The organism is Acinetobacter sp. AM (genome assembly GCF_003105055.1).
GTDB lineage: Bacteria > Pseudomonadota > Gammaproteobacteria > Pseudomonadales > Moraxellaceae > Acinetobacter > Acinetobacter tibetensis.
In genome coordinates this window covers 88131-110166 of the sequence record NZ_QETG01000003.1, presented here as the reverse complement: position 1 = coordinate 110166, position 22036 = coordinate 88131, and the positions used below count along the sequence as shown (strand labels likewise).

The 22036-nt window shown below is 41.8% G+C and carries 15 protein-coding genes and 1 pseudogene; 12 read left to right on the top strand and 4 right to left on the bottom strand.

Going from position 1 to position 22036, the window contains the following annotated elements; genetic code table 11:
* Nucleotides 1–62: 62 nt before the first annotated feature.
* Nucleotides 63–3554, bottom strand: coding sequence for a PAS domain-containing hybrid sensor histidine kinase/response regulator (locus DCO44_RS02845; protein WP_116759103.1), 3492 nt, complete (start codon nt 3552–3554; stop codon nt 63–65).
* Nucleotides 3555–3738: 184 nt separating this feature from the next.
* Between DCO44_RS02845 and DCO44_RS02840 the strand changes: the two genes are divergently transcribed.
* The 4 genes from DCO44_RS02840 (at nt 3739) to DCO44_RS02825 (ending at nt 8808) form a co-directional block, all read left to right on the top strand.
* Nucleotides 3739–4071, top strand: coding sequence for a DUF485 domain-containing protein (locus DCO44_RS02840; protein ID WP_116759102.1), 333 nt, complete (start codon nt 3739–3741; stop codon nt 4069–4071).
* Nucleotides 4071–5786, top strand: coding sequence for a cation acetate symporter (locus DCO44_RS02835; protein ID WP_116759101.1), 1716 nt, complete (start codon nt 4071–4073; stop codon nt 5784–5786). The genes DCO44_RS02840 and DCO44_RS02835 overlap by 1 nt, the downstream gene beginning before the upstream one ends.
* A 198-nt stretch (nt 5787–5984) precedes the next feature.
* Complete coding sequence (locus DCO44_RS02830) at nt 5985–6668, top strand: ion channel (RefSeq protein ID WP_116759100.1); 684 nt, start codon at nt 5985–5987, stop codon at nt 6666–6668.
* A 166-nt stretch (nt 6669–6834) separates the two neighbouring features.
* Complete coding sequence (locus tag DCO44_RS02825) at nt 6835–8808, top strand: BCCT family transporter (protein ID WP_116759099.1); 1974 nt, start codon at nt 6835–6837, stop codon at nt 8806–8808.
* 52 nt (nt 8809–8860) lie between these two features.
* On the opposite strand, the gene omp33-36 is transcribed toward DCO44_RS02825, so the two are convergent.
* Nucleotides 8861–9727: a porin Omp33-36 gene (omp33-36, locus tag DCO44_RS02820; RefSeq protein ID WP_116759098.1), complete on the bottom strand. Its 867-nt coding sequence runs from the start codon at nt 9725–9727 to the stop codon at nt 8861–8863.
* Between the two features lie 999 nt (nt 9728–10726).
* Between omp33-36 and DCO44_RS16960 the strand changes: the two genes are divergently transcribed.
* From DCO44_RS16960 to DCO44_RS02810, 3 genes and pseudogenes are all read left to right on the top strand, one after another.
* A complete protein-coding gene (locus DCO44_RS16960) occupies nt 10727–10903 on the top strand; it encodes a hypothetical protein (RefSeq protein WP_165815674.1) in 177 nt (58 codons plus the stop codon).
* A 12-nt stretch (nt 10904–10915) separates the two neighbouring features.
* Nucleotides 10916–11632: pseudogene (gene blaOXA, locus DCO44_RS02815) on the top strand (class D beta-lactamase); the annotation flags it as partial.
* A 201-nt stretch (nt 11633–11833) separates the two neighbouring features.
* Nucleotides 11834–13537: a GGDEF domain-containing protein gene (locus DCO44_RS02810; protein WP_116759096.1), complete on the top strand. Its 1704-nt coding sequence runs from the start codon at nt 11834–11836 to the stop codon at nt 13535–13537.
* Between the two features lie 34 nt (nt 13538–13571).
* On the opposite strand, the gene DCO44_RS02805 is transcribed toward DCO44_RS02810, so the two are convergent.
* Nucleotides 13572–14366 (bottom strand): toxin-antitoxin system YwqK family antitoxin, encoded by a 795-nt coding sequence (locus tag DCO44_RS02805; protein ID WP_165815673.1) that lies wholly within the window; start codon nt 14364–14366, stop codon nt 13572–13574.
* Nucleotides 14367–14472: 106 nt separating this feature from the next.
* Between DCO44_RS02805 and DCO44_RS02800 the strand changes: the two genes are divergently transcribed.
* Nucleotides 14473–16179, top strand: a complete 1707-nt coding sequence (locus tag DCO44_RS02800; RefSeq protein ID WP_116759094.1) for a P-loop NTPase fold protein — start codon at nt 14473–14475, stop codon at nt 16177–16179.
* Between the two features lie 12 nt (nt 16180–16191).
* Here the strand turns inward: DCO44_RS02800 and uvrA are convergent, their stop codons facing one another.
* Nucleotides 16192–19023, bottom strand: a complete 2832-nt coding sequence (uvrA, locus tag DCO44_RS02795; protein WP_116759093.1) for an excinuclease ABC subunit UvrA — start codon at nt 19021–19023, stop codon at nt 16192–16194.
* Nucleotides 19024–19268: 245 nt separating this feature from the next.
* Between uvrA and DCO44_RS02790 the strand changes: the two genes are divergently transcribed.
* From DCO44_RS02790 to DCO44_RS02775, 4 genes are all read left to right on the top strand, one after another.
* Nucleotides 19269–19871 carry a TetR/AcrR family transcriptional regulator gene (locus DCO44_RS02790; RefSeq protein ID WP_116759092.1) on the top strand — a complete coding sequence of 201 codons (603 nt, stop codon included), beginning with the start codon at nt 19269–19271 and terminating at the stop codon, nt 19869–19871.
* Nucleotides 19872–19874: 3 nt separating this feature from the next.
* A complete protein-coding gene (locus tag DCO44_RS02785) occupies nt 19875–20852 on the top strand; it encodes a zinc-binding dehydrogenase (RefSeq protein WP_116759091.1) in 978 nt (325 codons plus the stop codon).
* A gap of 73 nt (nt 20853–20925) precedes the next feature.
* Nucleotides 20926–21279: a DUF1304 domain-containing protein gene (locus DCO44_RS02780; RefSeq protein ID WP_116759090.1), complete on the top strand. Its 354-nt coding sequence runs from the start codon at nt 20926–20928 to the stop codon at nt 21277–21279.
* A 377-nt stretch (nt 21280–21656) separates the two neighbouring features.
* Entirely contained in the window at nt 21657–21998 is a 342-nt protein-coding gene (locus tag DCO44_RS02775; protein ID WP_016168795.1) for a GlpM family protein, read from the top strand.
* Nucleotides 21999–22036: the final 38 nt, after the last annotated feature.

The following is a 22036-nucleotide window of genomic DNA, read 5'->3' as shown; positions in this document are numbered from 1 at the left end:
TTTAAAGCAAAACGGTGCATTCAGAACACGCTGAATACACCGTAGAGTTGTAGAATCGGAGCTTAATCGCTAGAAATTTTCAATCCAGATAACCATGATCTGAGCGATGCAGGCTTTAAAGGTTTCCTTAACAGGACAATGTTCAGTTCTTTTAAAGTCTGCGGTAATTCAGGATCAGAGTCTGCCGTAATGAGTGCGACGGGTACTTTTTCTTGACGATTTTGCAAAATAAAGTCCAGTCCTATTTTTTCATCATTTAAATGTTGGTCGACCAACCACACCTGAATGTTTTCTTGTTGAATCAAGGCAAGAGCTTGCTCAGGTTCTGTGGCTTTAAAGACTTGATAGCCCCATTTGGTTAGTAGGGTACTCATTCCTTCTAAAATGGTTTCATCATTATCCAAGCATAAAATCCGATAGGCTTTGGTTTTCAATGGAATAGCCTGCACAGGTGTAGTGGTGATTTTGGGTGCTGCGACTACGGGTACTTCAATCATGAAGCAAGAGCCTTTCCCGAGTTCGGAATAGACATGTACAGGATAATCTAACAGTCCTGTCATGCGTTGTACGATTGCCAAACCTAGCCCTAGCCCTTGTTCACCCCAAGGGGAGGTGTGTCCGCAACGCTCAAACTCTTGAAATAGCTTGATTCGTTGCTCTTCAGCAATGCCAGGTCCAGTGTCCCAAACCCCAATCCGAATATGTTGTGGACGTTCTGAACCACGCAGAACACCAACAACGACACGTCCTTTGGCGGTATAGCGCAGCGCATTGCTGACAAAGTTCTGAATAATACGGCGAATCCATTGCGGGTCGGTATCAATCCAGAACTGAGCATCATGTACATGCAGTTGAATACCGCGTTGTGCTGCAATCGACTTAAACTGTAATTCTAAGTCGCTCAACAAGTCATGTAGCGGATAGGCTTGACGTTTCGGTTGAATCGTACCGCCTTCTAAGCGGGCAATATCCAATAATGCCGATAACATACTTTCTGCACCATGCAACGCACGATCTAGTTGTTGTAAGGTTTTACGGTCTTCTTCGGATTGAACACTTTGTTCCAAAGCCGTACTGAACAAACGTGCAGCATGCATGGGTTGTAACAGGTCATGACTGGCTGCGGCAATAAATCGGCTTTTCGACATATTGGCTTTATCTGCCTGTTCACGTGCCAATTGCTGTTCTGTCAAAGCATCGGCAAGCTGTTGGGTCCGATCTTGCACCCGTGCCTCTAACATCGCCTCATTTTCTCGGAATGCGGTAATGTCGGCAAAGGTGGTCACAAACCCCCCGCCTTCAATCGGATTACCACGCATTTGAATGACACGACCATCTTTACGAATCCGTTCAAACTCGTGCGCACTGCCGACTTTCATCCAGTGGATACGTTTACGCACATGTTCTTCAACTGAACCCGGTCCACATTCACCGCGCTCGGCGTTATAACGAATTAAATCGGCAATCGGGCAACCGACATAAGCCAGATCTTTAGGATAATCGAATAATTTAAGATATTGATTATTCCATGCCACCAAGCACATGTTTTCATCGACCACACTCACGCCTTGGGTCATGTGATCGATCATGGTCATAATCAGGTTTTGATTAAAGCGTTGCCATTGAGAGGCTTGGTCTAAAATATTGGCCACTTGCCCCAAAGCTAAGCCATTATTGACCATTGCAGTCGTCAATAAGGTACGTGCAGACGCTGCACCAATGGTGCCTGCCAAATACTGTTCCGTAAAGCGCCACCACATACCATTGGCGCTGCTGTTGGCATTTAAAACCACATTGTTTTGCTGACAGAATTGTTCAAAAGCTCGGGTTGTAGGTCCATCTCCAGTAATGCGTTTGGCTAAGGTAATTAAGTCTTCAACTTTTAAACGTGCGACATCATGATGTAAATAGTTGATTTCAGAAGATGTATTTTGTGCAGGCAAGGGCTTGGTTTCATAATAGAAGAAGCTTTCGGCTTGAATCTGTTCGGCAATACTTGGTCTGAAAATACGAGAAATCCAAATATACAGCAGAATGTTGAGTCCCAAAGCCCAAATCACGCCGTGGGTTAATGGCGCAAAAGATTCAAAACCCAGCAGGGCTTCTGGGCGTAACCAGCTCATGCCGAATGGGCCATGGAGTAAAAACTGCATGGTGAAGGCGGTGTAATCTTCGGGGAAGCTGCGTAATATGGTGGGGAGCAGTAGGGTGTAAGCCCACATCATAAAACCAACACTTAACCCAGCGTAAACCCCTTGTTTACTCCCGCCACGCCAGTACAGGCCTCCAATCAGGGCTGGGGCAAATTGTGCCACTGCACTAAAAGCTAATAAGCCAAATACGGAGAGCTGATCAATATCATTAAAGAAATGAAAGAATAAAAAGCCCAGTAACATGACCGCTAAAATACAGACCCGACGGGTGAATTTCAGCACCAAAGGCATGCGTTTATCATGTCGAGAAAGGAAATTAAAGCGCCATAGAGCAGGCATGATCAGGTCATTACTGAGCATAATAGACAAGGCGACCGAAGACACCAATAACATGCCTGTCGAGGCAGAAAATCCACCCAAAAATGCCAAGATGGTGAGCCAATCCTGCTGATAACTAATCGGAAGTGAGAGTACTGCAACATCGGGAATCGCTAAATATTCAGGTGCAGCATGTAATGCCCAACTGGCAATCGGAATAATGGCCAGTGTGGTGAGAATCAGATAAATGGCAAACCAGCGACGTGCACCACGAATATGTTTTTCATCACGTAATTCGACCACGGCCACATGGAATTGGCGGGGTAGACAGATGATGGCTAAAGCGGCTAACAGCGTTTGAATCCAGAAGGTTTCAGGAACACCAAAGAGTTGGACATCTTTGAATGTTTTGGCCACATCATGCGAAATTTGCCCGAGATTTTCAGGCTCGGCGAAAACAAAGAAAATGGCCACGCAGAGCAAGGCGAATAATTTGACAAAAGATTCAAACGCCACAGCAAGCATTAATCCACCATGCTGTTCAGTATTGGCGATCTGCCTTGTCCCGAAAATCATGGCCAAAATAGCCAGAATCCCCGTCAGAAAAAGCACACTGTTGGTGGTGCTTTCCAACCCCGTGTTTTGTTGCAAGATAACGGTCGCACTCAACGCAATCGCGCGCAGTTGTAATGCGAGATAAGGAATAATGGCAATCACAGCCAAAATGGTGACCAGTGACGCCAAAGGTCCACTTTTACCATAGCGTGCAGCCATAAAGTCGGCAATTGAAGAAATAGCATGGTGTTGGCGGACACGACCGAGTCTGCGCCAAATGTCATAGCCCAAAGCAACGAACAGTAATGGACCTAAATAAATCGGCAGAAAGATAATGCCTTCCCGAACTGCGGCACCTGTTGCACCGTAAAAGGTCCATGAAGAACAATACACCCCTAAAGTTAAGCTGAATAACAGCATCCGTCCGCGTGTGCTTAGACGAGTTGCATGTTTTTCCCCATAGAAGGCGCAAATAAAAAGTAATACGATGTAAAGGGCGAGAACGCCAATAATAAGCCAACTGTTCATAGTGCCGAATTGTCCCGAGTTACGGGCTTATCATAGCCTATTCAAGTTCATGGCAGTTTGATTTGATTAAAATTTAAAGACCAAAGTCTAAATTACAAGAACCCTACAACATTGTTAAGTTTGTATACGAAATAATTCAAATTAAAAATGCGTCTATGGCTGGACGCTTCACAGGAGCAATATTATGGATGAGGTTCACGTAAACCAGATTCTACAAAATCCCAAATTTAAGGAAATGGTCAGTCGCAAAAGTAAACTCAGCTGGACACTGACGATCATTATGTTGGTTGTGTACGTTGGTTTTATGCTGTTGGTTGGCTATAACAAAGAGTTTTTAATGACTTCCTTTAGTGGTGGTGTAACCACGATTGGTATGCCATTGGGTTTAAGCATTATTGTATTGTCTTTTGTTTTATGTGGTGTGTATTCGTATATCGCGAATAACAAACTTGATGCATTAAATGAAGAAGCAATCCGCGAAGTTGAAGCAATTGCGCACGAGAAAGGACAGCACTAATGAAATGGAATTCATTGAAAGCACTTACAGTTGCTGCAACAACCCTAATGGCTTCAGGTGTCGCACTTGCAGGTCCAGATTTAGGTGCAGCTGAACAGCAAGCGACTAACTGGCATGCCATCATCATGTTTGCCATTTTTGTCGGCTTTACCTTGTTTATTACCAAATGGGCAGCAAAACAAACCACGAGTACCACAGACTTCTATACAGCAGGTGGCGGAATTTCAGGTTTCCAAAATGGTTTAGCGATTGCGGGTGACTATATGTCCGCAGCGTCATTCTTGGGTATTTCTGCAATGGTTTTCAGCTCAGGTTTTGACGGCTTGCTGTATTCATTGGGTTTCATGGTGGGTTGGCCAGTTGTATTGTTCTTGGTGGCTGAACGTCTACGTAACTTAGGTAAGTTCAACTTATCTGACGTGGTGTCATTCCGTTTGGCGGAAAAACCAGTACGTACACTTGCCGCAGTCAGCTCTTTAGTTGTAGTTGCATTCTATCTGATTGCTCAGATGGTAGGTGCAGGTCAGTTGATCAAACTTCTATTTGGTTTGAACTACAACATTGCTGTAGTGATTGTTGGTCTTCTGATGATGGCTTACGTAATCTTCGGTGGAATGTTGGCAACGACTTGGGTACAGATTATTAAAGCGGTAATGCTTTTATCTGGCGCTTCGTTTATGGCATTCATGGTCATGAAAGGCGTAGGTTTTAGCTTCGCTGAAATGTTCTCTCAATCGATTGATGTCTTTGCAAAAGTACATGAAATTACTGTAGCTGAAGCAGGTAACATCATGGGTCCTGGTAAACTGGCCGCGAACCCAATTGATGCGATTTCTTTAGGTCTTGCATTGATGTTCGGTACAGCAGGTCTTCCACACATTTTAATGCGTTTCTTTACCGTTAAAGATGCGAAAGAAGCACGTAAGTCCGTAGTTGTGGCAACAGGTTTCATTGGTTATTTCTACCTTTTAACTTTCATCATTGGCTTTGGTGCGATCCTTTATGTATCGAACAACCCACAGTTCCTTGATGTTGCGAAAATGGCACTGACTGGCAAGCTTGAGCTTGTTGGTGGTAACAACATGGCTGCGGTTCACTTGTCTGATGCATTGGGCGGTGACTTGTTCATGGGCTTCATTTCAGCAGTAGCATTTGCAACCATTCTTGCAGTAGTTGCAGGTTTGACATTGTCTGGTGCTTCTGCAATCTCGCATGACTTGTATGCAAACGTATTCAAGAAAGGTCAAACTACACCTGAATCTGAACTTCGCATGTCTAAAATTGCAACTTTAGGTTTAGCTATTTTTGCAATGATTTTGGGTATTTTGTTCGAAAAACAAAACGTTGCCTTCATGGTAGGTTTAGCATTCTCTGTAGCTGCATGTGCGAACTTCCCAGTACTTGTATTATCAATGTTCTGGAAAGGCTTAACTACACGTGGTGCAGTGATTGGCGGTTTGGTGGGTCTAGTAACTGCGGTGGTACTCATTATCTTAGCGAAAGCAGTTTGGGTAGACACTTTGGGTATTTCTGATACTCCAATCAACCCATTCAATGGTCCTGCAATCTTTGCAATGCCATTGGCGTTCTTCTGCTGCTGGTTGTTCTCTGTGACAGATAATTCTGCACGTGCCCAAGCAGAACGTAAAGCATTTGACGCACAGTATGTACGTTCGATGACAGGCGTTGGTATTTCAGGCGCATCTGATCACTAATTCTGTATCAAGCAATAAAAAAGCTCCGTTAGGGGCTTTTTTATTGTGTATTCAACGTCACACAAAAATGAACACCAAATATCTGCTAGACCCAATCCACTAAATACGCTAAAAAAGAATAAGCAAAAGAAAAGATTCCTCAAAACAAGTAGAAACAAATATTTGAGATAACTCCATTTATTGATAAGGCAGACCAATATGCAAGTGATGATCGACTTCTGGAAAGGATTTCGCTTATTGCCATCGGCATGGTTACTGTTGGTTCAATTCTGTATGTTGTGGCTGTCGATAATGGGTCATCGAGGTTTGTCATATCGGGCATTTATGTGGTGTCTGGGGGTATTGGCCTTACTCATCATTGCCAAAGTGATTCGACAAACGCCGGTTTATACTTTTTTGGGTTTAAGCTTTGTCGGTGGGGCTTTTATTTTTTCTTTTCTTATTTTGTTGGGCTTCGACACCGTAGCGATACAGGTGATTGCACACAGTTTTGAAAGTTTGGCTTATTTTTTGGCAGCCTATGGTTTGGTTCGTTATATGTTTGCAGACCGTTATTTAACCAAAGATGAAATGTTTGCAGCAGGCGCTGTATTCACCCTTATGGCTTGGGGGTTTGCATTCTTATACAATATTTGCCAACTCCTGATGCCTAATAGTTTCCAAAGTCCAACCGCGGGTCTGCAATCTTGGTTGAACCTGTTATTTCTAAGTTTTAGTTTACAGTCGGCCACAGGGCTATCCGATATTATGCCCATGACGCCAGCAGCGCGTATTTTGGCGATCTTACAAATGTTTTGCGGCGTCATGTATTTGGCCTTAATTGTGTCCAGACTCATTGCGCTACAATATATTCGGCATGATCCTCGGCAAAATAATGACTAATGCAACGCAGTAAATCGTTACAGGAATTGAACTGCCTCGGCTCACAGTATTTATTATCATCATCAAGAATTGTTAAAATTTAACATATTCACTTCTTAATAAGACTCGCGAAATTAACCTAATTGGTTTCATTTTTTACATTTATAAAAATCTTCTGGGGGAAATTATGCCTTCCATCAAGACGTCTCCATTTGCCAATGTCAAACGGAATGTATTTTTCAGTACTGTTGCCATTATCGTGCTCTTTTTGGCTTTAATTTTATTTGACCCAAGTGGTTTTGAAAACTTAACCAAGCGTTTAAATCAATGGATTATTGATTCTTTTAGCTGGTTTTATGTCTTAGCAGTTGCGTTCTTTCTTATTTTACTTATTTTTATCGCTATGTCGGATATGGGTAAAATTAAATTAGGACCCGATCATAGTAGCCCCGAATACAGTAAAAGCTCTTGGTTTGCGATGCTCTTTACTGCTGGTATGGGAATTGGACTGATGTTTTTTGGCGTGGCTGAACCCGTCATGCATTATGTTAATCCACCGACTGGAGAAGGGGAAACGTTAGCTTCGGCCCAACAAGCAATGCGGATTACTTTTTTCCATTGGGGCTTACATGCATGGGCCATCTACGCACTAGTGGGATTATCACTGGCTTACTTTTCCTTTCGGCATAATTTGCCGCTTAAAGTCCGCTCAGCATTGTATCCGCTGGTCGGCAAAAAAATATATGGTCCTTTGGGTGATGCAGTCGACACCTTTGCCACTTTGGGCACCATTTTCGGGGTGGCCACCACACTCGGTTTTGGGGTGACCCAAATTAATTCTGGCTTGAATTATTTATTTGGTATTCAGCAAAGTGTTTTTATTCAAGTGGGGCTGATTATCTTTGTCAGCTTTTTAGCGGCATTGTCGGTTGGCTTTGGTTTGGATAAAGGGATTAAACGCCTGTCTGAGTTGAATTTGATTCTCGCTTTGGTTTTACTTTTATTCGTTTTTTTCGCGAGTTCCTCAATTTATATCCTACAAACCAGCATTCAAAATGCAGGGCAATATATCTCCAACTTGTTCACAATGACCTTCAACTTGTATGCCTATCAACCCAATGGCTGGATTGGCGGTTGGACCATTATGTATTGGGCGTGGTGGATTTCATGGTCACCATTTGTCGGGATGTTTATTGCCCGGGTATCCCGTGGACGTAGTATTCGAGAGTTTATTGTTGGCGTGTTATTTATCCCGACGGGTTTTACTTTAATCTGGATGGGCTTTATGGGGAATGCAGCGCTGTTCAGTATTATTCACGATGGGCAAAGCTCCTTGATTGCAGCGGTACAGCACGATTCATCCGTGGCACTATTTGAGTTTCTGACGCATCTTCCATTTGCACAAATTTCTTGCCTGATTGCAACGGTATTGGTGGTGCTATTCTTTGTCACTTCTGCCGATTCAGGCTCACTCGTGATTGATTACTTAACCGCAGAAAGTGAAAACTCACCTTTATGGCAGCGATTATTTTGGACGGTTTTAATTGCACTGCTCTCGATTATTCTCTTGATGGCAGGGGGCTTAGCGGCATTGCAATCGGCCACCATTATGAGTGCTTTGCCCTTTACCTTAATTATGTTGTTGATGTGTTGGGGTTTAATCAAAGCACTCAGTTTGGATTTAACCAAAATGCAAGCACTGCAAGAAGCGCGGATTACCCCACGAGCCATTCAAAATCCACGTAGTTGGCAGCAGCGTTTGGGGCTGATCATGCATTACCCGCATACCCAACAAGAGGTGGAACAGTTTATACAACAAGATGTGCAACACGCTTTTCTGCAAGTACAAAAGGAATTTCAGCGTCGTCAACTTGAAGTGACCATTCGACCGATTGAACAGGGATTACAATTGCGCGTCGATCATCACAATGAAATCAATTTTATTTATCAAGTTGTTTCACGTGAAACTCAGCCACCGAGTTTTATGGCAGATGCACGAGTGCAAGATCAGCCGTTTTATCAAGCCGAAGTTTTTTTGCGGGAAGGTGGACAAAATTATGATGTGATGGACTGGACCTTGGAAGATTTACTGCAAGATATTATTGATCAGTATGAACGTCATCTTCATTTCTTGAGTTTGGTGCGTAGCCCGAACATATAAGCAATAAAAAAGGACGCATGTAGCGTCCTTTTTTGATTCAGCATCTAATCAATTAGAAGCGGAATTTAGCATTTAAGCCAACAGTTTGCGTGTCAAGATCAACATCTTTTGCATTCGCATTAACATAGCTTGCACCTACAGCAACTGCTGGAGTGATGAAGTAGTTCACGTTTGCACCCCAAGCTGAGTCAGGTGTACCTTCGTAGCTAGATTCAGCATAAGAAGCGCCAACACTTAATTTAGGGTTTAAATAAAGGTCAGTTTTCAATTGGTATGCAGTTGCATCACCGTAAACAAGGCCAGATTCAAAACCGATTGACATGTTTGTGCCGTCAATGTTGCCTACATATTTAGTACGCGCTGTGATTGCATCTTGGTCTTCATCAATCGTTGCAGTTTCACCAACAGCTTTAACCACACCATTGCTCATTACGTTGAACGCATCAAGAGCAAATTGGTCAGCGACGTTGGTATAACCTACAGCAACCAAGAAGTTTGGAGCAGCTAAAGCACCAAGTTCTAATGCATAACGGTCGCCTTGATCATTTGACAAACCATTTTTGCCGTCAAGAATAGTGTGGCTGTAAGACGCGCTTGCATAAGCAGGAACGAATTTAGTTGGGATATAAGCTTCAGCTTTAGCGCCATAGTTATGTGCAACTACGTCAGCATCTAATTCAGCATAGTTGTACGCTACAGATACGTTAGAAGCTTGGTTTAAAAAAGCTGCTTCTGCTAAAGGACCTTTAGAAGAATCTACATCTTTAAAGTAGTAAGTACCTTGCACACCACCAGTAAAGTCTTTGTCGTTTGCTGCAGATGCATCGATGTATTCAGATTGACCTTGTACTTCGAATTGGTATGCTTGAGCACCGGTCATGGCTAATAATAATGCAGTGGCTAAACCGAGTTTTTTCATGAGTGTTACCAGTTTGTTAGAATGAATTAAACAACTAGCATTGTATTGTAACAATTTATTTAGTCAATTAAACGCGTGTTACAGATTGCAGTGCGCATTTACTTGGAATAAGTGATGTACATAAAGTAGACAGATAGAAAAATTTATGTCAACCTTTAAAAAAGGCAGGGATTACAATTGAATAAGTTCATTCTTTTCTTATTTTTCGGCACAAGAATGCGGCAAAACAAGATAGCTTTTTAATTGTAAAAAGAAATTAATTATTTAAAAGTAATTGTTAAAAACAATGATAAGTTTCATTAAATTGCAGCAATCATTTGTGATTCATTCTGAATAATTGTTCAAAATTTAATTAAATATTACGAAAAATGTAACAATTGTACTTTTAATAAGCTATTTTTTGCCATTAATGTGACTTGCTTCTCTTAATCTGTATTAAATGTGTTTTTATATAAAACAAAGTAATTTAATCGGCTTTACATCTGAAGAAAAGAGAGACATAATAATTGAGTAATCAGATCATGTTTCATGCAAATAGTGTGATAGCTGCCTGATTCTCCACAAAAAGTTTTAGTTTATCGCCCAACTTTCCCCAAGGTTGGGCTTTTTTTTGCTTTTTAAAACATGAAATGTGACTTAAAAATAACACATAGAACTAGAGAAGCTAAAGTGGTACATATTTGCAATAGACTGGGCTTATAGGGAGTCAGTGAACTTGTCTAAATACATTTTAGTTATGGTAGATGTGTCTTAAATAGGTAAATCAGAGAAGCATTAAACTGATTTATTGCACCAATATAGTGCTTTTATGCTGTAAAATTGAGTTGAAATTAATATAGCGATTTAATCGTATAATAAAAAAATCCCAGTTTAAGTAAATAAACTGGGATTTTTTCGCCAAAAAACAGGGAAATTTAAAAATATCTGCTGAGGATGAAATTAAAAACGCCCTAATGTTGTGCATTATGCACCATAATGGATCAAAAGTAAACAAATTCAATGGAATTTATTCCGTTTGGTCAAAATCTGGCTATGATAGGTCTAAAAGTGATGGAGCAAGTCAGAATGTGGATGCTAAAAGGTCTATCTTGTTCGGTTTTAACTTGGATGCTGTTAAGCGCATGCAGCCAGCAACCCGTCAAGGATCAAATTCAGCAACAGTCGATGATGCAATAACCACGATTGGTTGAGTTGAATCATATGTTTCAAGCAGTGGATAGCGCAGTGGTCTTTGTGACTTATGATGGGGAAAAATTGCAGCGTTTTGGCAATGATTTGCAACGTGCCGAAACTGCCTATATACCAGCTTCAACTTTTAAAATGTTAAATGCTTTAATTGGTTTGCAGCAGCATAAAACCACGACCACTGAAGTATTTGCATGGGATGGCAAAGCACGTGCATTGAAAAGTTGGGAAAAGGACATGACTTTGGCACAGGCGATGCAAGCATCAGCCGTTCCTGTCTATCAAACCTTAGCACGACGTATTGGTCTACCGTTGATGCAAAAAGAGCTTCATCGTGTCGGTTATGGAAATGCTCAGATAGGTTCTCAGGTCGATCGTTTTTGGTTAGATGGACCTTTAAAAATTACACCACAACAAGAAGCTGAATTTGCTTACAGACTTGCGACTCAGACCTTACCTTTTGATGTACAAGTTCAACAAGAGGTGAAAGAAATGTTATATGTGGAGCGTCGCGGTGTTGCTAAGTTATATGCCAAGTCAGGATGGGGAGCCGATGTACAACCTCAGGTGGGTTGGTATGTGGGATGGGTGGAACAGCCCAACGGTAAAATTTTGGCATTTGCCTTAAATATGCAGATGCAGAATGAGCAGCAATTGGCAATGCGTAAACAACTCACACTAGATGCTTTAGATAAACTTGGTGTTTTTCCCTATTTATAAGGGGATAAAATATAGGCTTCAGGGCAGATGAGATGAAAGTAGTCTAAGGCTGCCTTTGGGTATTCAATCCGTTATGCTAAATTTAAATGTCTCAAAGCAAAGCAAAAATAACAAATTAAAATATCGTTTTCAGCGTTGCATCTTTTATCAATGTTATGGTTTAACTATAAAGAAGCAACTTAGCGAAATTTAATCATATTCATGGCAACATTACGGGCAGAAAATATAAGTAAACGATTATTGGGTGCAATGTTGGTCATTGTACTGTCGTTACTGTTTATTTCCGTACCTCTTATTTTAAAAAGCCACCAAAATTACCAACAGGCGCAGCTATCTTTAACAGAAATTCAGAGTCTGCGTGCAGTTGCCGAATTATCCAATAAAATTTCACGTGAACGCGCACCCAGCAATAAAGTCATGTCGAGTACAGTTGAAGAATATGCACAAAATCAACAAGAATTAGCTGAATATCGACAAGGGGTCGATCAGCATATTCAAAGCACAATTTTACGTTTGAATGAGGCAGGATTTAATACTGAAGCGGCTGAAATTGTGACGCAATTACAACCGCAGCTACAACAAGGGCGTGATGCCGTCGATAGCTATGCAGCTTTGCCCCGCACACAACGCAATATGGAACAATTGGATGCTGCCATATTACAGATGTTTGCAGCATGGGATGTAAGTCATAATGTATTGAAAAATATGGTGATTCATTCGCAAAGCCTAGATGAACATACCTCAAATTATTATACCTTGATTTTAATTTTAGCCGATTTGCGTGATCAAGCAGGGCGTGTTGCTTCGAATGTGATTGCCCCTGTGACCTTTAAACAGAAAATGCCTGATAGCAATTTGGCACGTTCCTTACAAACTCAGCATCAGGCACATTATTTATGGGATTTGGTGAATACCATTTTGCCTGAACAAGATAAAACTGTTGAATTTATGCAATTACATGAAAAAGTAAAGACGGATTTTCTTGAGCAGGGTATAAACACGGTACAACATTTGATACAAGACAGCATTTCAGGGCGACCTTATGAATTATCGGGTACTGAGTTAACCCAAAAAATCGTCGATAAATTCAGTTCCGTCGTGAATTTGCAAACCTATATTTTAGATTATAGTTTGCAAGTGGCAGAACGAGAGAAATTACAGGCCAAACGCCAATTTTATCTCACTCTTTTTGTGACCACCATTTCTTTGTTTGCTGCTTTATTTACCATGATCTATGCACGTCGTAAGGTTTTTGAACCATTAATTCAGGCGCGCGAGACAATTTTGAATTTATCCCAAGGCTCAAAACTTGAGACAACAGAAGCATTACAGCATGGTTCAGGGGTGGATTCATTGTTTACGGCGATACGTAAATTAGAAAGCATGTTGCAGCAGCGAGATGCTTTGGAGTTTCAATTAAAAAATATTGCCAATTCTGATGCTTTAACTGGGGTGGCAAATCGTTTGGCTTTAGAGAGTTATATTCGGCATTTAGAAAAGCAGCCTAAGAAACTCGAAAAATTGTGTTTGATTGTGATTGATATTGATGATTTTAAACAAGTAAATGATCAATATGGGCATATGATCGGAGACAAAGTTATTCAGATGGTGGCAAACATTTTAAAAGCCAATGTACGTACTACAGATTTAATTGTACGTTACGGAGGTGATGAATTTCTGCTCTTGCTTGAGCAAATGAGTGAGATAGAAGCGCTGAACATTGCCGATCAGATTCGGCGAGATGTGGGTAGGGCAAATATGCAGGTGGGGCTTGTCCCTGATTTATATGTGTCTGTCAGTGCGGGCTATGCCATCGGTGGTGCAAGTTGGTTGGAATTATTTCATAAAGCCGATCAGTCTTTATTTAAAGCGAAGGCGAAAGGGAAAAATGCGGTGCAAGGTTAGACCTATCACCGCATCAATCAGTGTTTATTCAGAATTATTCTTCATCTTGATAACTGCTAAGACAACTATTGCGAGCGCGAGGTTTGCCGGCTTCATTCCAGCACTGGGCTTGGACAATACTTCCTGCATCGTAAGTTAAGACAGCTTCGGGTGTGCCATCTTCGTACCAAATTTCATAGCGGTTTTGTCTGAGGCCGTTGCGATATTCTCCGCGGCGTTCCAATTTTCCGTTGTGAAACCATTGTTTGAGTTCGCCACGCATCTCACCATGTTCAAAGCGTACATAGGTCCATGGCTTGCCGTCGGCATACCAACGTTGTTTCATGCCATTTTGTAGCTCATCTTTATATTTCATGGACAGTGCCAATTGTCCATTCGAGTGCCAAATGCGATATTCCCCATCAAGAATGCCGTGGTTCATCGTCGACTCTTGCTCTTTTAAGCCATTGGCATGCCAGAAGGTGAGTTTGCCATGATAACTTCCATCTTCGTATTCAATTTGGCTGCGCATTTTGCCATTGGGATAATAACTTTCAAATGTTCCCGAACCTTGCACTTGATCTGGAAAATGCACCAGATGTTCGCATTCGCTGGCTTTGCTGGACGGTTTTTGTGTGGTGATAAATCCTGAGGTTAAGGGGCTTTGGTCGGCATAAAAATATTGCACTAGCCATGATTTTGAAGAGCCGCCTGCTTGAATACTGGGTGTGCATTTGGGATGTGCTTGCCACTGGTCATCGCTGCCATCGGATTCTGAAGTGAAAACAATCATATTTTCATTGATATAGCCATCGGCGAAGGTGTATAGGGAAACAAGTCCCAAAGACATGCTGAGAAGGAATGCTTTCATGATTTTGATAATGTAATTGAGTTATTGAAAAGTCATAGGGCTTCTGTTTTGATAAAAGCCGAGTTGGATTTTACGTGATTTGAGTATGAATTTAGAAGAAAAAAGAAAACGCCTGAAAAGTTTGCTTGAAGAGAACATTAGAGCAGGTAATGTCGGCACTGCAATTGCGATTACTGGCTCGTGGGGCATTGGTAAAACTTTCTTTTGGAATAGTTTTAGAGATGAAGTTAATTTTAAAAAAAAATATGTGTATGTTTCTTTATTTGGTTTAGAGTCACTTAGTGACTTGAAAACACATATTTATAGCAATATTGAAAATAATCATTCAGCTTTGGAGATTCCTCGATGGATTCGAGGATTACCATCCATTTTAAAGGATACAAGAGTTTCACAGTTTGGTGTCAGTGCTTCAGCCAAAGTTTTTGATAGTTTGATGTTTAATCAGGTCAAAGATGCCATCATTTGTTTTGATGACTTTGAGCGGATGTCAAAAAAACTCGATATTAAAGACGTTATGGGTTTAGCGAATTATCTTAAATTAGAAAAGAATTGTCAGATTATTTTGATCTTAGATGAAGATAAAGCTGAGGGTGACAATAAGAAGAAGTACGCTGAATATAAGGAAAAGTTGATTGATGAAACAATCATAATCAATTCGGTTGAACCTTTGATTCGTGCAAATGCGCAAGATATGGATGCACCATTAGTTGAATTGATGGTGGAATTTGCAGATAAGTTAGAAATTCATAATTTTCGGTTTTTTCAAAAGGTAATTAAGCTTTATCTACAATTTATAGAACAATTACCTGACGAAGTAGCATATTTAACAAAGCATACAATTCTAGTGCGCATTTTGCATGGCTATTTGATTGAAAATTTTGGAGAGAAGTTTAGTATTTCATGGCAAGATTTTAATACTAATAATGAGTTTGGCATGATTAATTTTGACCAATCAGAATGGAGTGAGTTAAAGAAGAAAACTTATGCATCTCTGCAATCGGTATCAGAATATTTTGTAATGGTAGATAGGTGGGCAACAGAATACAAAAAATGGTTCGAGCAAAGAGATAGTGTTGATACTAATGAATTGCATAACTTAGCTAACTCAGAGTTCATTTCAGAAAGAAATAATGCTGTGAAAGATGAGTTAGGTCGATTAATGAATCAGTGGAGGAATTTAGAAGTAGATCAAGACTATTGTGAGAATCTTTTCCAGAAATCTCGTGATTCAATAGCTTTTAATGATTTAGAAAATATAAATTTTCATTGTTTTCTTCTTAAAAAATTTGGTCGTAATGATTTATCTAAGCAGTTAAAGAAAGCAGTTAAAGAACATTTAGTAGAATCATTGCAGCATAATATAAAAAGTATAAAAGATGAGTTAATGGATGCTAGCGATATTAAAACCAATTTATTTTATCGTTATGTGCGGTTGTGGTGTTATTGGAATCCTAAAACTGATTTATCTCCGCTATCAGAAATTTTATTACAATTTCTACGACAACGTAGATTGGTTAGAAATGCAAAAAATAGCTTCTTAAATGCAGTTCATCAAGACTGGGAAAATTTAATTTTTGGGGATATGTTAAATGACTCGGAATTGAAAAATACGTCCAAAATAAATTTACTCAGAGGTATTCTGTTAATAGCACAAAAAGAAAAAATTTTGCCTCAAATTCAACAAGGCATAGAAGCCATGCTTCAGAATAAAATTGATGCCTCAACAGATGTATCACAACAAAATAATATTGAGTTTGTTATGAGTATGTTAAAAGAAGAAGGGCTCTTATGAGCCCTTTTACAATCACTTCAACAACGGTTTCAGAAATCTCGCTGTATGTGAAATTTTATTTTTCACAACTTCTTCAGGTGTACCTTCAGCAATAATCATCCCGCCACCTGCGCCACCTTCAGGACCTAAGTCAATAATCCAGTCTGCGGTTTTCACCACATCCAAATTATGCTCAATCACCACAATGGTGTTCCCTTTGTTACGTAGCTCATGCAGGATGTCGAGCAACTTGGCAATGTCATGGAAATGCAGACCTGTGGTCGGTTCATCCAGTACATACAAGGTTTTACCCGTATCACGTTTTGCCAATTCACGTGCCAGTTTCACACGCTGTGCTTCACCACCAGACAGTGTAGTTGCTGACTGTCCCAAACGGATATAACCTAAGCCAACTTGGTTCAACGTTTCTAAACGACGGTGAATGACTGGAATGGCATCGAAGAAATGCATCGCATCTTCAACCGTCATGTCCAACACATCAGAAATGTTTTTGCCTTTGTAGCCGACTTCCAAAGTTTCACGGTTATAGCGTTTACCATGACAGTTATCGCAGGGCACATACATATCGGGTAAGAAGTGCATGGCAACTTTAATCATGCCGTCGCCTTCACACGCTTCGCAGCGTCCGCCTTTCACGTTAAAGGAGAAACGACCTGCCGCATAACCGCGGGCTTTGGCTTCTGGCGTTTGCGCAAACAACTCACGAATTGGGGTAAATAAACCTGTATAGGTGGCAGGGTTGGAACGCGGAGTACGTCCAATTGGGCTTTGGTCAATATCCACGACTTTATCGAGGAATTGCAAGCCATCAATCGAGTCGAACTTTTCAGCAGTTAAAGTCGTTGCACCATTGAGTTGGGTCGCAGCCAATGGCAATAAGGTACGGTTAATCAGAGTCGATTTACCTGAACCCGACACGCCTGTGACACAGGTCATCACACCCAGTGGAATGGTGAGGTCAACATCTTTCAGGTTGTGTCCCGCAGCCCCCATGAGCTTAATTTGTTCGTCAGGACGTGGCGGTTGCGTACGCTGTTTAGGCACAGCAATTTTGAGTTTTCCAGACAGATATTGCCCTGTGAGTGAATCTTCATGACGTGCCAATTCATCTGCCGTACCTTCGGCAATAATCTCACCACCATGCACGCCCGCACCTGGGCCAATATCAATAATATGATCGGCAGCGCGAATTGCATCTTCATCATGTTCGACCACCAACACGGTATTGCCGAGGTCACGCAAGCGCACTAAGGTTTCCAGTAGACGGTCATTGTCACGTTGATGCAGACCAATCGAGGGTTCATCCAACACGTACATTACACCCATCAAGCCTGCACCAATTTGTGAAGCCAGACGAATACGCTGCGCTTCACCGCCCGACAGGGTTTCTGCCGAACGCGACAGGCTCAGATAGTTCAACCCGACAGACACGAGAAAGTGTAAGCGTTCACGAATTTCTTTAAAAATCTTGTCGGCAATTTCACCTTTGGCACCGGTTAAATTTAGGCTTTGGTAATAGGTCTCAGCATCGCCAATCGCCATTTGGGTAATCTCGGCAATGGTTTTGTCTTTGACACGTACATTGCGGGAAATTTCGTTTAAACGTGAACCACCGCAGGCATCACAAGCCGCATTGGATAAATACTGTGCCAAATCATCGCGTACATAGTTACTCTCGGTTTCACGGTAACGACGCTCAAGATGCGGCAAAATCCCTTCAAAAGGTTGTACGCGATTGTGCTTGCGTCCACGCTCATCGATATAACTGAGATCGACCTTTTCTTTGCCTGTGCCGTATAAAAACTTCTTCTGGGTGTCTTTATCCAGCTCGTTCCACGGGGTATCCAAAGAAAATTCAAAATGATCCGCAACTTTTTGAATCATGCTGTAGTAATACGGGCGTTGTCTGTCCCAACCACGAATGGCACCCTGACTAATCGAGAGTTCTGAATTTGGAATGAGTTTGTCGGCACTGAAATGGCTGCGTGTGCCTAAACCATCACAGACAGGGCAGGCACCAAAGGGATTGTTAAAGGAAAACAGGCGGGGTTCTAGTTCTGCTACAGCACGGTCACATTTAGGACAAGAGTGTTTGGCTGAAAAAACACGGTCAGGATGTTCACCTTTCATCCATGACAGTACCGCAATATCACCACCTAAACGTAGAGCAGTTTCAAAACTTTCTGCAATACGGTTGCCCAAGTCATCACGGACTTTAAAACGGTCGACCACCACTTCAATGGTGTGCTTTTTCTTTTTGTCCAGTTCAGGCGGTGAATCAATATCAATAATTTCCCCATCGACACGGGCACGAACAAAACCTTGACTTTGCAGTTGTTCAAACAGATTGCTGTATTCGCCTTTTCGCTCGCGTACCACAGGCGCAAGTAACATTAAGGCGGTGCCTTCTTCAAGGGCTTTGACTGCATCAACCATTTCTGAAATGGTTTGTGCCACCATCGGTAGGTCATGTTCAGGGCAAAAAGGCGTGCCAACCCGCGCATAGAGTAGGCGTAGATAGTCGTAAATTTCAGTAATGGTGCCTACTGTCGAGCGTGGGTTGTGGCTAGTAGATTTTTGTTCGATAGCAATGGCGGGACTTAAGCCTTCAATCGAGTCAACCTCAGGTTTTTCCATTTGCGATAAAAACTGACGCGCATAGGCAGACAGCGATTCTACATAGCGGCGCTGACCTTCGGCATACAAGGTATCGAAAGCGAGAGAGGATTTACCTGAACCTGAGAGTCCCGTAATCACCACAAACTTGTCGCGGGGAATATCGAGGCTCACATTTTTTAAATTGTGGGTACGTGCACCTCGAATACGGATATGACTTTGGCTCATGAAAACATCTCAATTATTGTGCAAATAGAAACTTATATGATAGCGCTTTAAAATTGTTCAAGTCAGTGATCTGGGTTTTTGAACGACAAATCATGACGGATGAATTATCCCTGAACAATCTCGCGTATTTTAAGTCGCTATTATTAACATTCATTTGCCGTAGTGGCTACTACTGTAGAAATTTAACCGTCCAAGTTACATAAATTTACTAGACGACTGGTCTAATATTAAAATATAGTCAGCTCATGAAACGATCAAGTAAAAGTGAAGCCACCCGCCAGCATATTCTGGACACCAGTTTTCCACTGGTATTACAGAAAGGCTTTGTCGGGGTAGGGCTACAAGAAATCTTAAAAGCCTGTGACGTGCCGAAAGGCTCGTTTTACCATTATTTTGCGTCGAAAGAGGCTTTTGGCTGTGCGCTGTTAGAGCAGTACATCACCGATTATAAAGATCAGGTGGAGCAGTTGTGGCAACTGACGGACGGCAGTGCTTATGCGCGATTGATGGCGTTATGGCAGGCATGGATTGAAGACCCGATTCGGGGTGGTTGGGCGGGAAACTGTCTGATTGTAAAATTGGCAGCCGAAGTGTCTGACTTGTCTGAAGATATGCGTCAAATCCTGAATTTCGGGGTCAATAAATTAACCGAACGCGTTGCGGCTTTGCTTGAGGAAGGACAGCAGGAAGGTTCCATTCCTGCACATATCCAACCTTTCAAAATGGCACAAGTGATGTATCAACTGTGGTTGGGTGCAGCCTTGCTGGCCAAACTGGCACAAGACAAAGCCCCTTTGCATTTGGCGCTTGACACCACACACAACCTATTACAACCCATCAAGGATTAACCCATGCGCAGTATTATTCATCGTCGTTTTGGCGAACCAGTTGATGTATTAGAACAAGCAGATATGCCACAACCTGAGCCAAAAGCAGGGCAAGTCCGTTTAAAAGTGATTTTATCCCCGATTCATAACCATGATGTATGGACAGTCCGTGGTAGTTATGGCTATAAGCCTGAATTACCTGCCATTGGTGGCAGTGAAGCGGTTGGGATAATTGATGCGCTCGGTGCAGATGTGGGTGGTTTTGAATTAGGGCAGCGTGTTTCTGTGGCGGGCATTCATGGTAGTTGGGCAGAATATTGTCTCGCGCCAGCAGCAGCCCTCATTCCTTTACCCGATGCGATTCCCGATGAATTGGCAGCACAGTTGATTGCCATGCCTCTCAGTTCTTTAATGTTATTGGATTTTGCTAACTTAGAGTCAGGTCAGTGGATGATTCAAAACACTGCCAATGGTGCAGTGGGTAAAACCGTGGCGATGGTGGCCCAAGCACGTGGCATTCATGTGATTAACTTGGTACGTCGTCAAGAAGCTATTGCCGAAATGACTGCTTTAGGCATTCAAAATGTGGTGGCAACTGATCAAGCCGATTGGAAAGCCCAAGTCAAAGCCATTCAGGGTGATCAGCCATTGATGGTTGGGGTCGACTCGATTGGAGGTAAAGCCAGCGGTGAATTGTTGAGCTTATTGGGTGAAAACTCTTTATTGGTCTCCTTCGGTAGCATGACGGGTGAAACCATGCAGATTGAGTCGGGCGATTTAATCTTTAAACAAGCCACAATCAAAGGATTTTGGGCGAGTGTAGTGAATCAGCACATGCCTGCGGAACGTAAAAAAGCTTTGGTGATGGAATTATTAACGCTCGCGGCACAGCAGAAACTGACCCTACCTGTCGAAGGAATTTATGCGTTTGATCAGGTGTCGCAAGCAGCAGAAAAAGCTACCCAAGCAGCACGCCAAGGTAAAGTGTTATTTAAAGCTTAATTTTGAAGGTTGAAGTGGGCCGAAAGGCTCACTTTCGCCATCGTAGATAAAACAACAAAGAAGGAAAATAAAAATGTTTGGACAAATTTTAGTGGGACTCATTGCAGTTTTGCATGTCTATATTTTAGTGCTAGAAATGTTTTTATGGGATAAGCCCTACGGCTTGAAAGCCTTTGGCAACACTCCTGAAAAAGCCCAATTGACCAAGGTCATGGCACAAAATCAGGGGCTGTATAATGGCTTTTTGGCAGCAGGTTTATTCTGGTCTTTGTGCGCACCTGAAAGCTATGCCTTGGCTCTGGCCAATTTCTTTTTAGGCTGTGTATTGGTGGCAGGGATTTATGGGGGGATGACCGCCAGTAAAAAGATTATTTATATTCAGGCGGTGCCTGCGCTATTGGCGTTATTGGCAGTCAATTTACTTTAGACCTGAAACCCCATCGAGGTGTTAGCAGCCTGTGCATAACACCTTTGCTTGGGATGATTTAGCAAGCCAAGGCAAGTGGACATTCAAAAATAGACTCAACGGATTCGAAAGCATGTTGCCTTGAAATAGCATCATATTGGCGCGCATAAACATTGATGTCTTTTTCTAGAATTTGTAGAAAGTCATTGTAGTGTTGTTCAAACTTTTACACCAACAGAACATCGTCATGTTTATCTGAACGTAGGTTGATGAGCAAAACGGTTTCAGATTCGATATTTTATCCTAGATATTTCCACTAAATTCACATGCAAAGCTGCCTTTTAACGCGCAGAATACAAGGGTGGGCTAGATAGTGAAAGTATTGGTAGAACCGAAGTATGTGGGCATTATTTTTAAAATGTATGTTGGGTGCAGCAGTCGTGCTGCTGATTTCAATTTTATCCAAAAGTAAGGCTTTTTATATTGCAGGTTTGGTTCCGCTGTTTCCCACTTTTGCCCTGATTGCACATGTGATTGTGTACCAACAAAAAGGGGCGGAAGCCTTACAAAAAACCGCGTTATTTGGCTTATGGTCTCTGATTCCTTATGCCATTTATTTAGCTGCCGTTTATGTGTTGGCGACGCGCATGTCGATGTGGTCATGTTTGGGCGTAGCGACACTCAGTTGGGTCGTGGCTGCGGCAGGTTTAATTTATGCGTGGCAAATATTTCAACATTGAAAAGATTAAGCAACGGTTCTTAATCTTTTCAAGCAGGA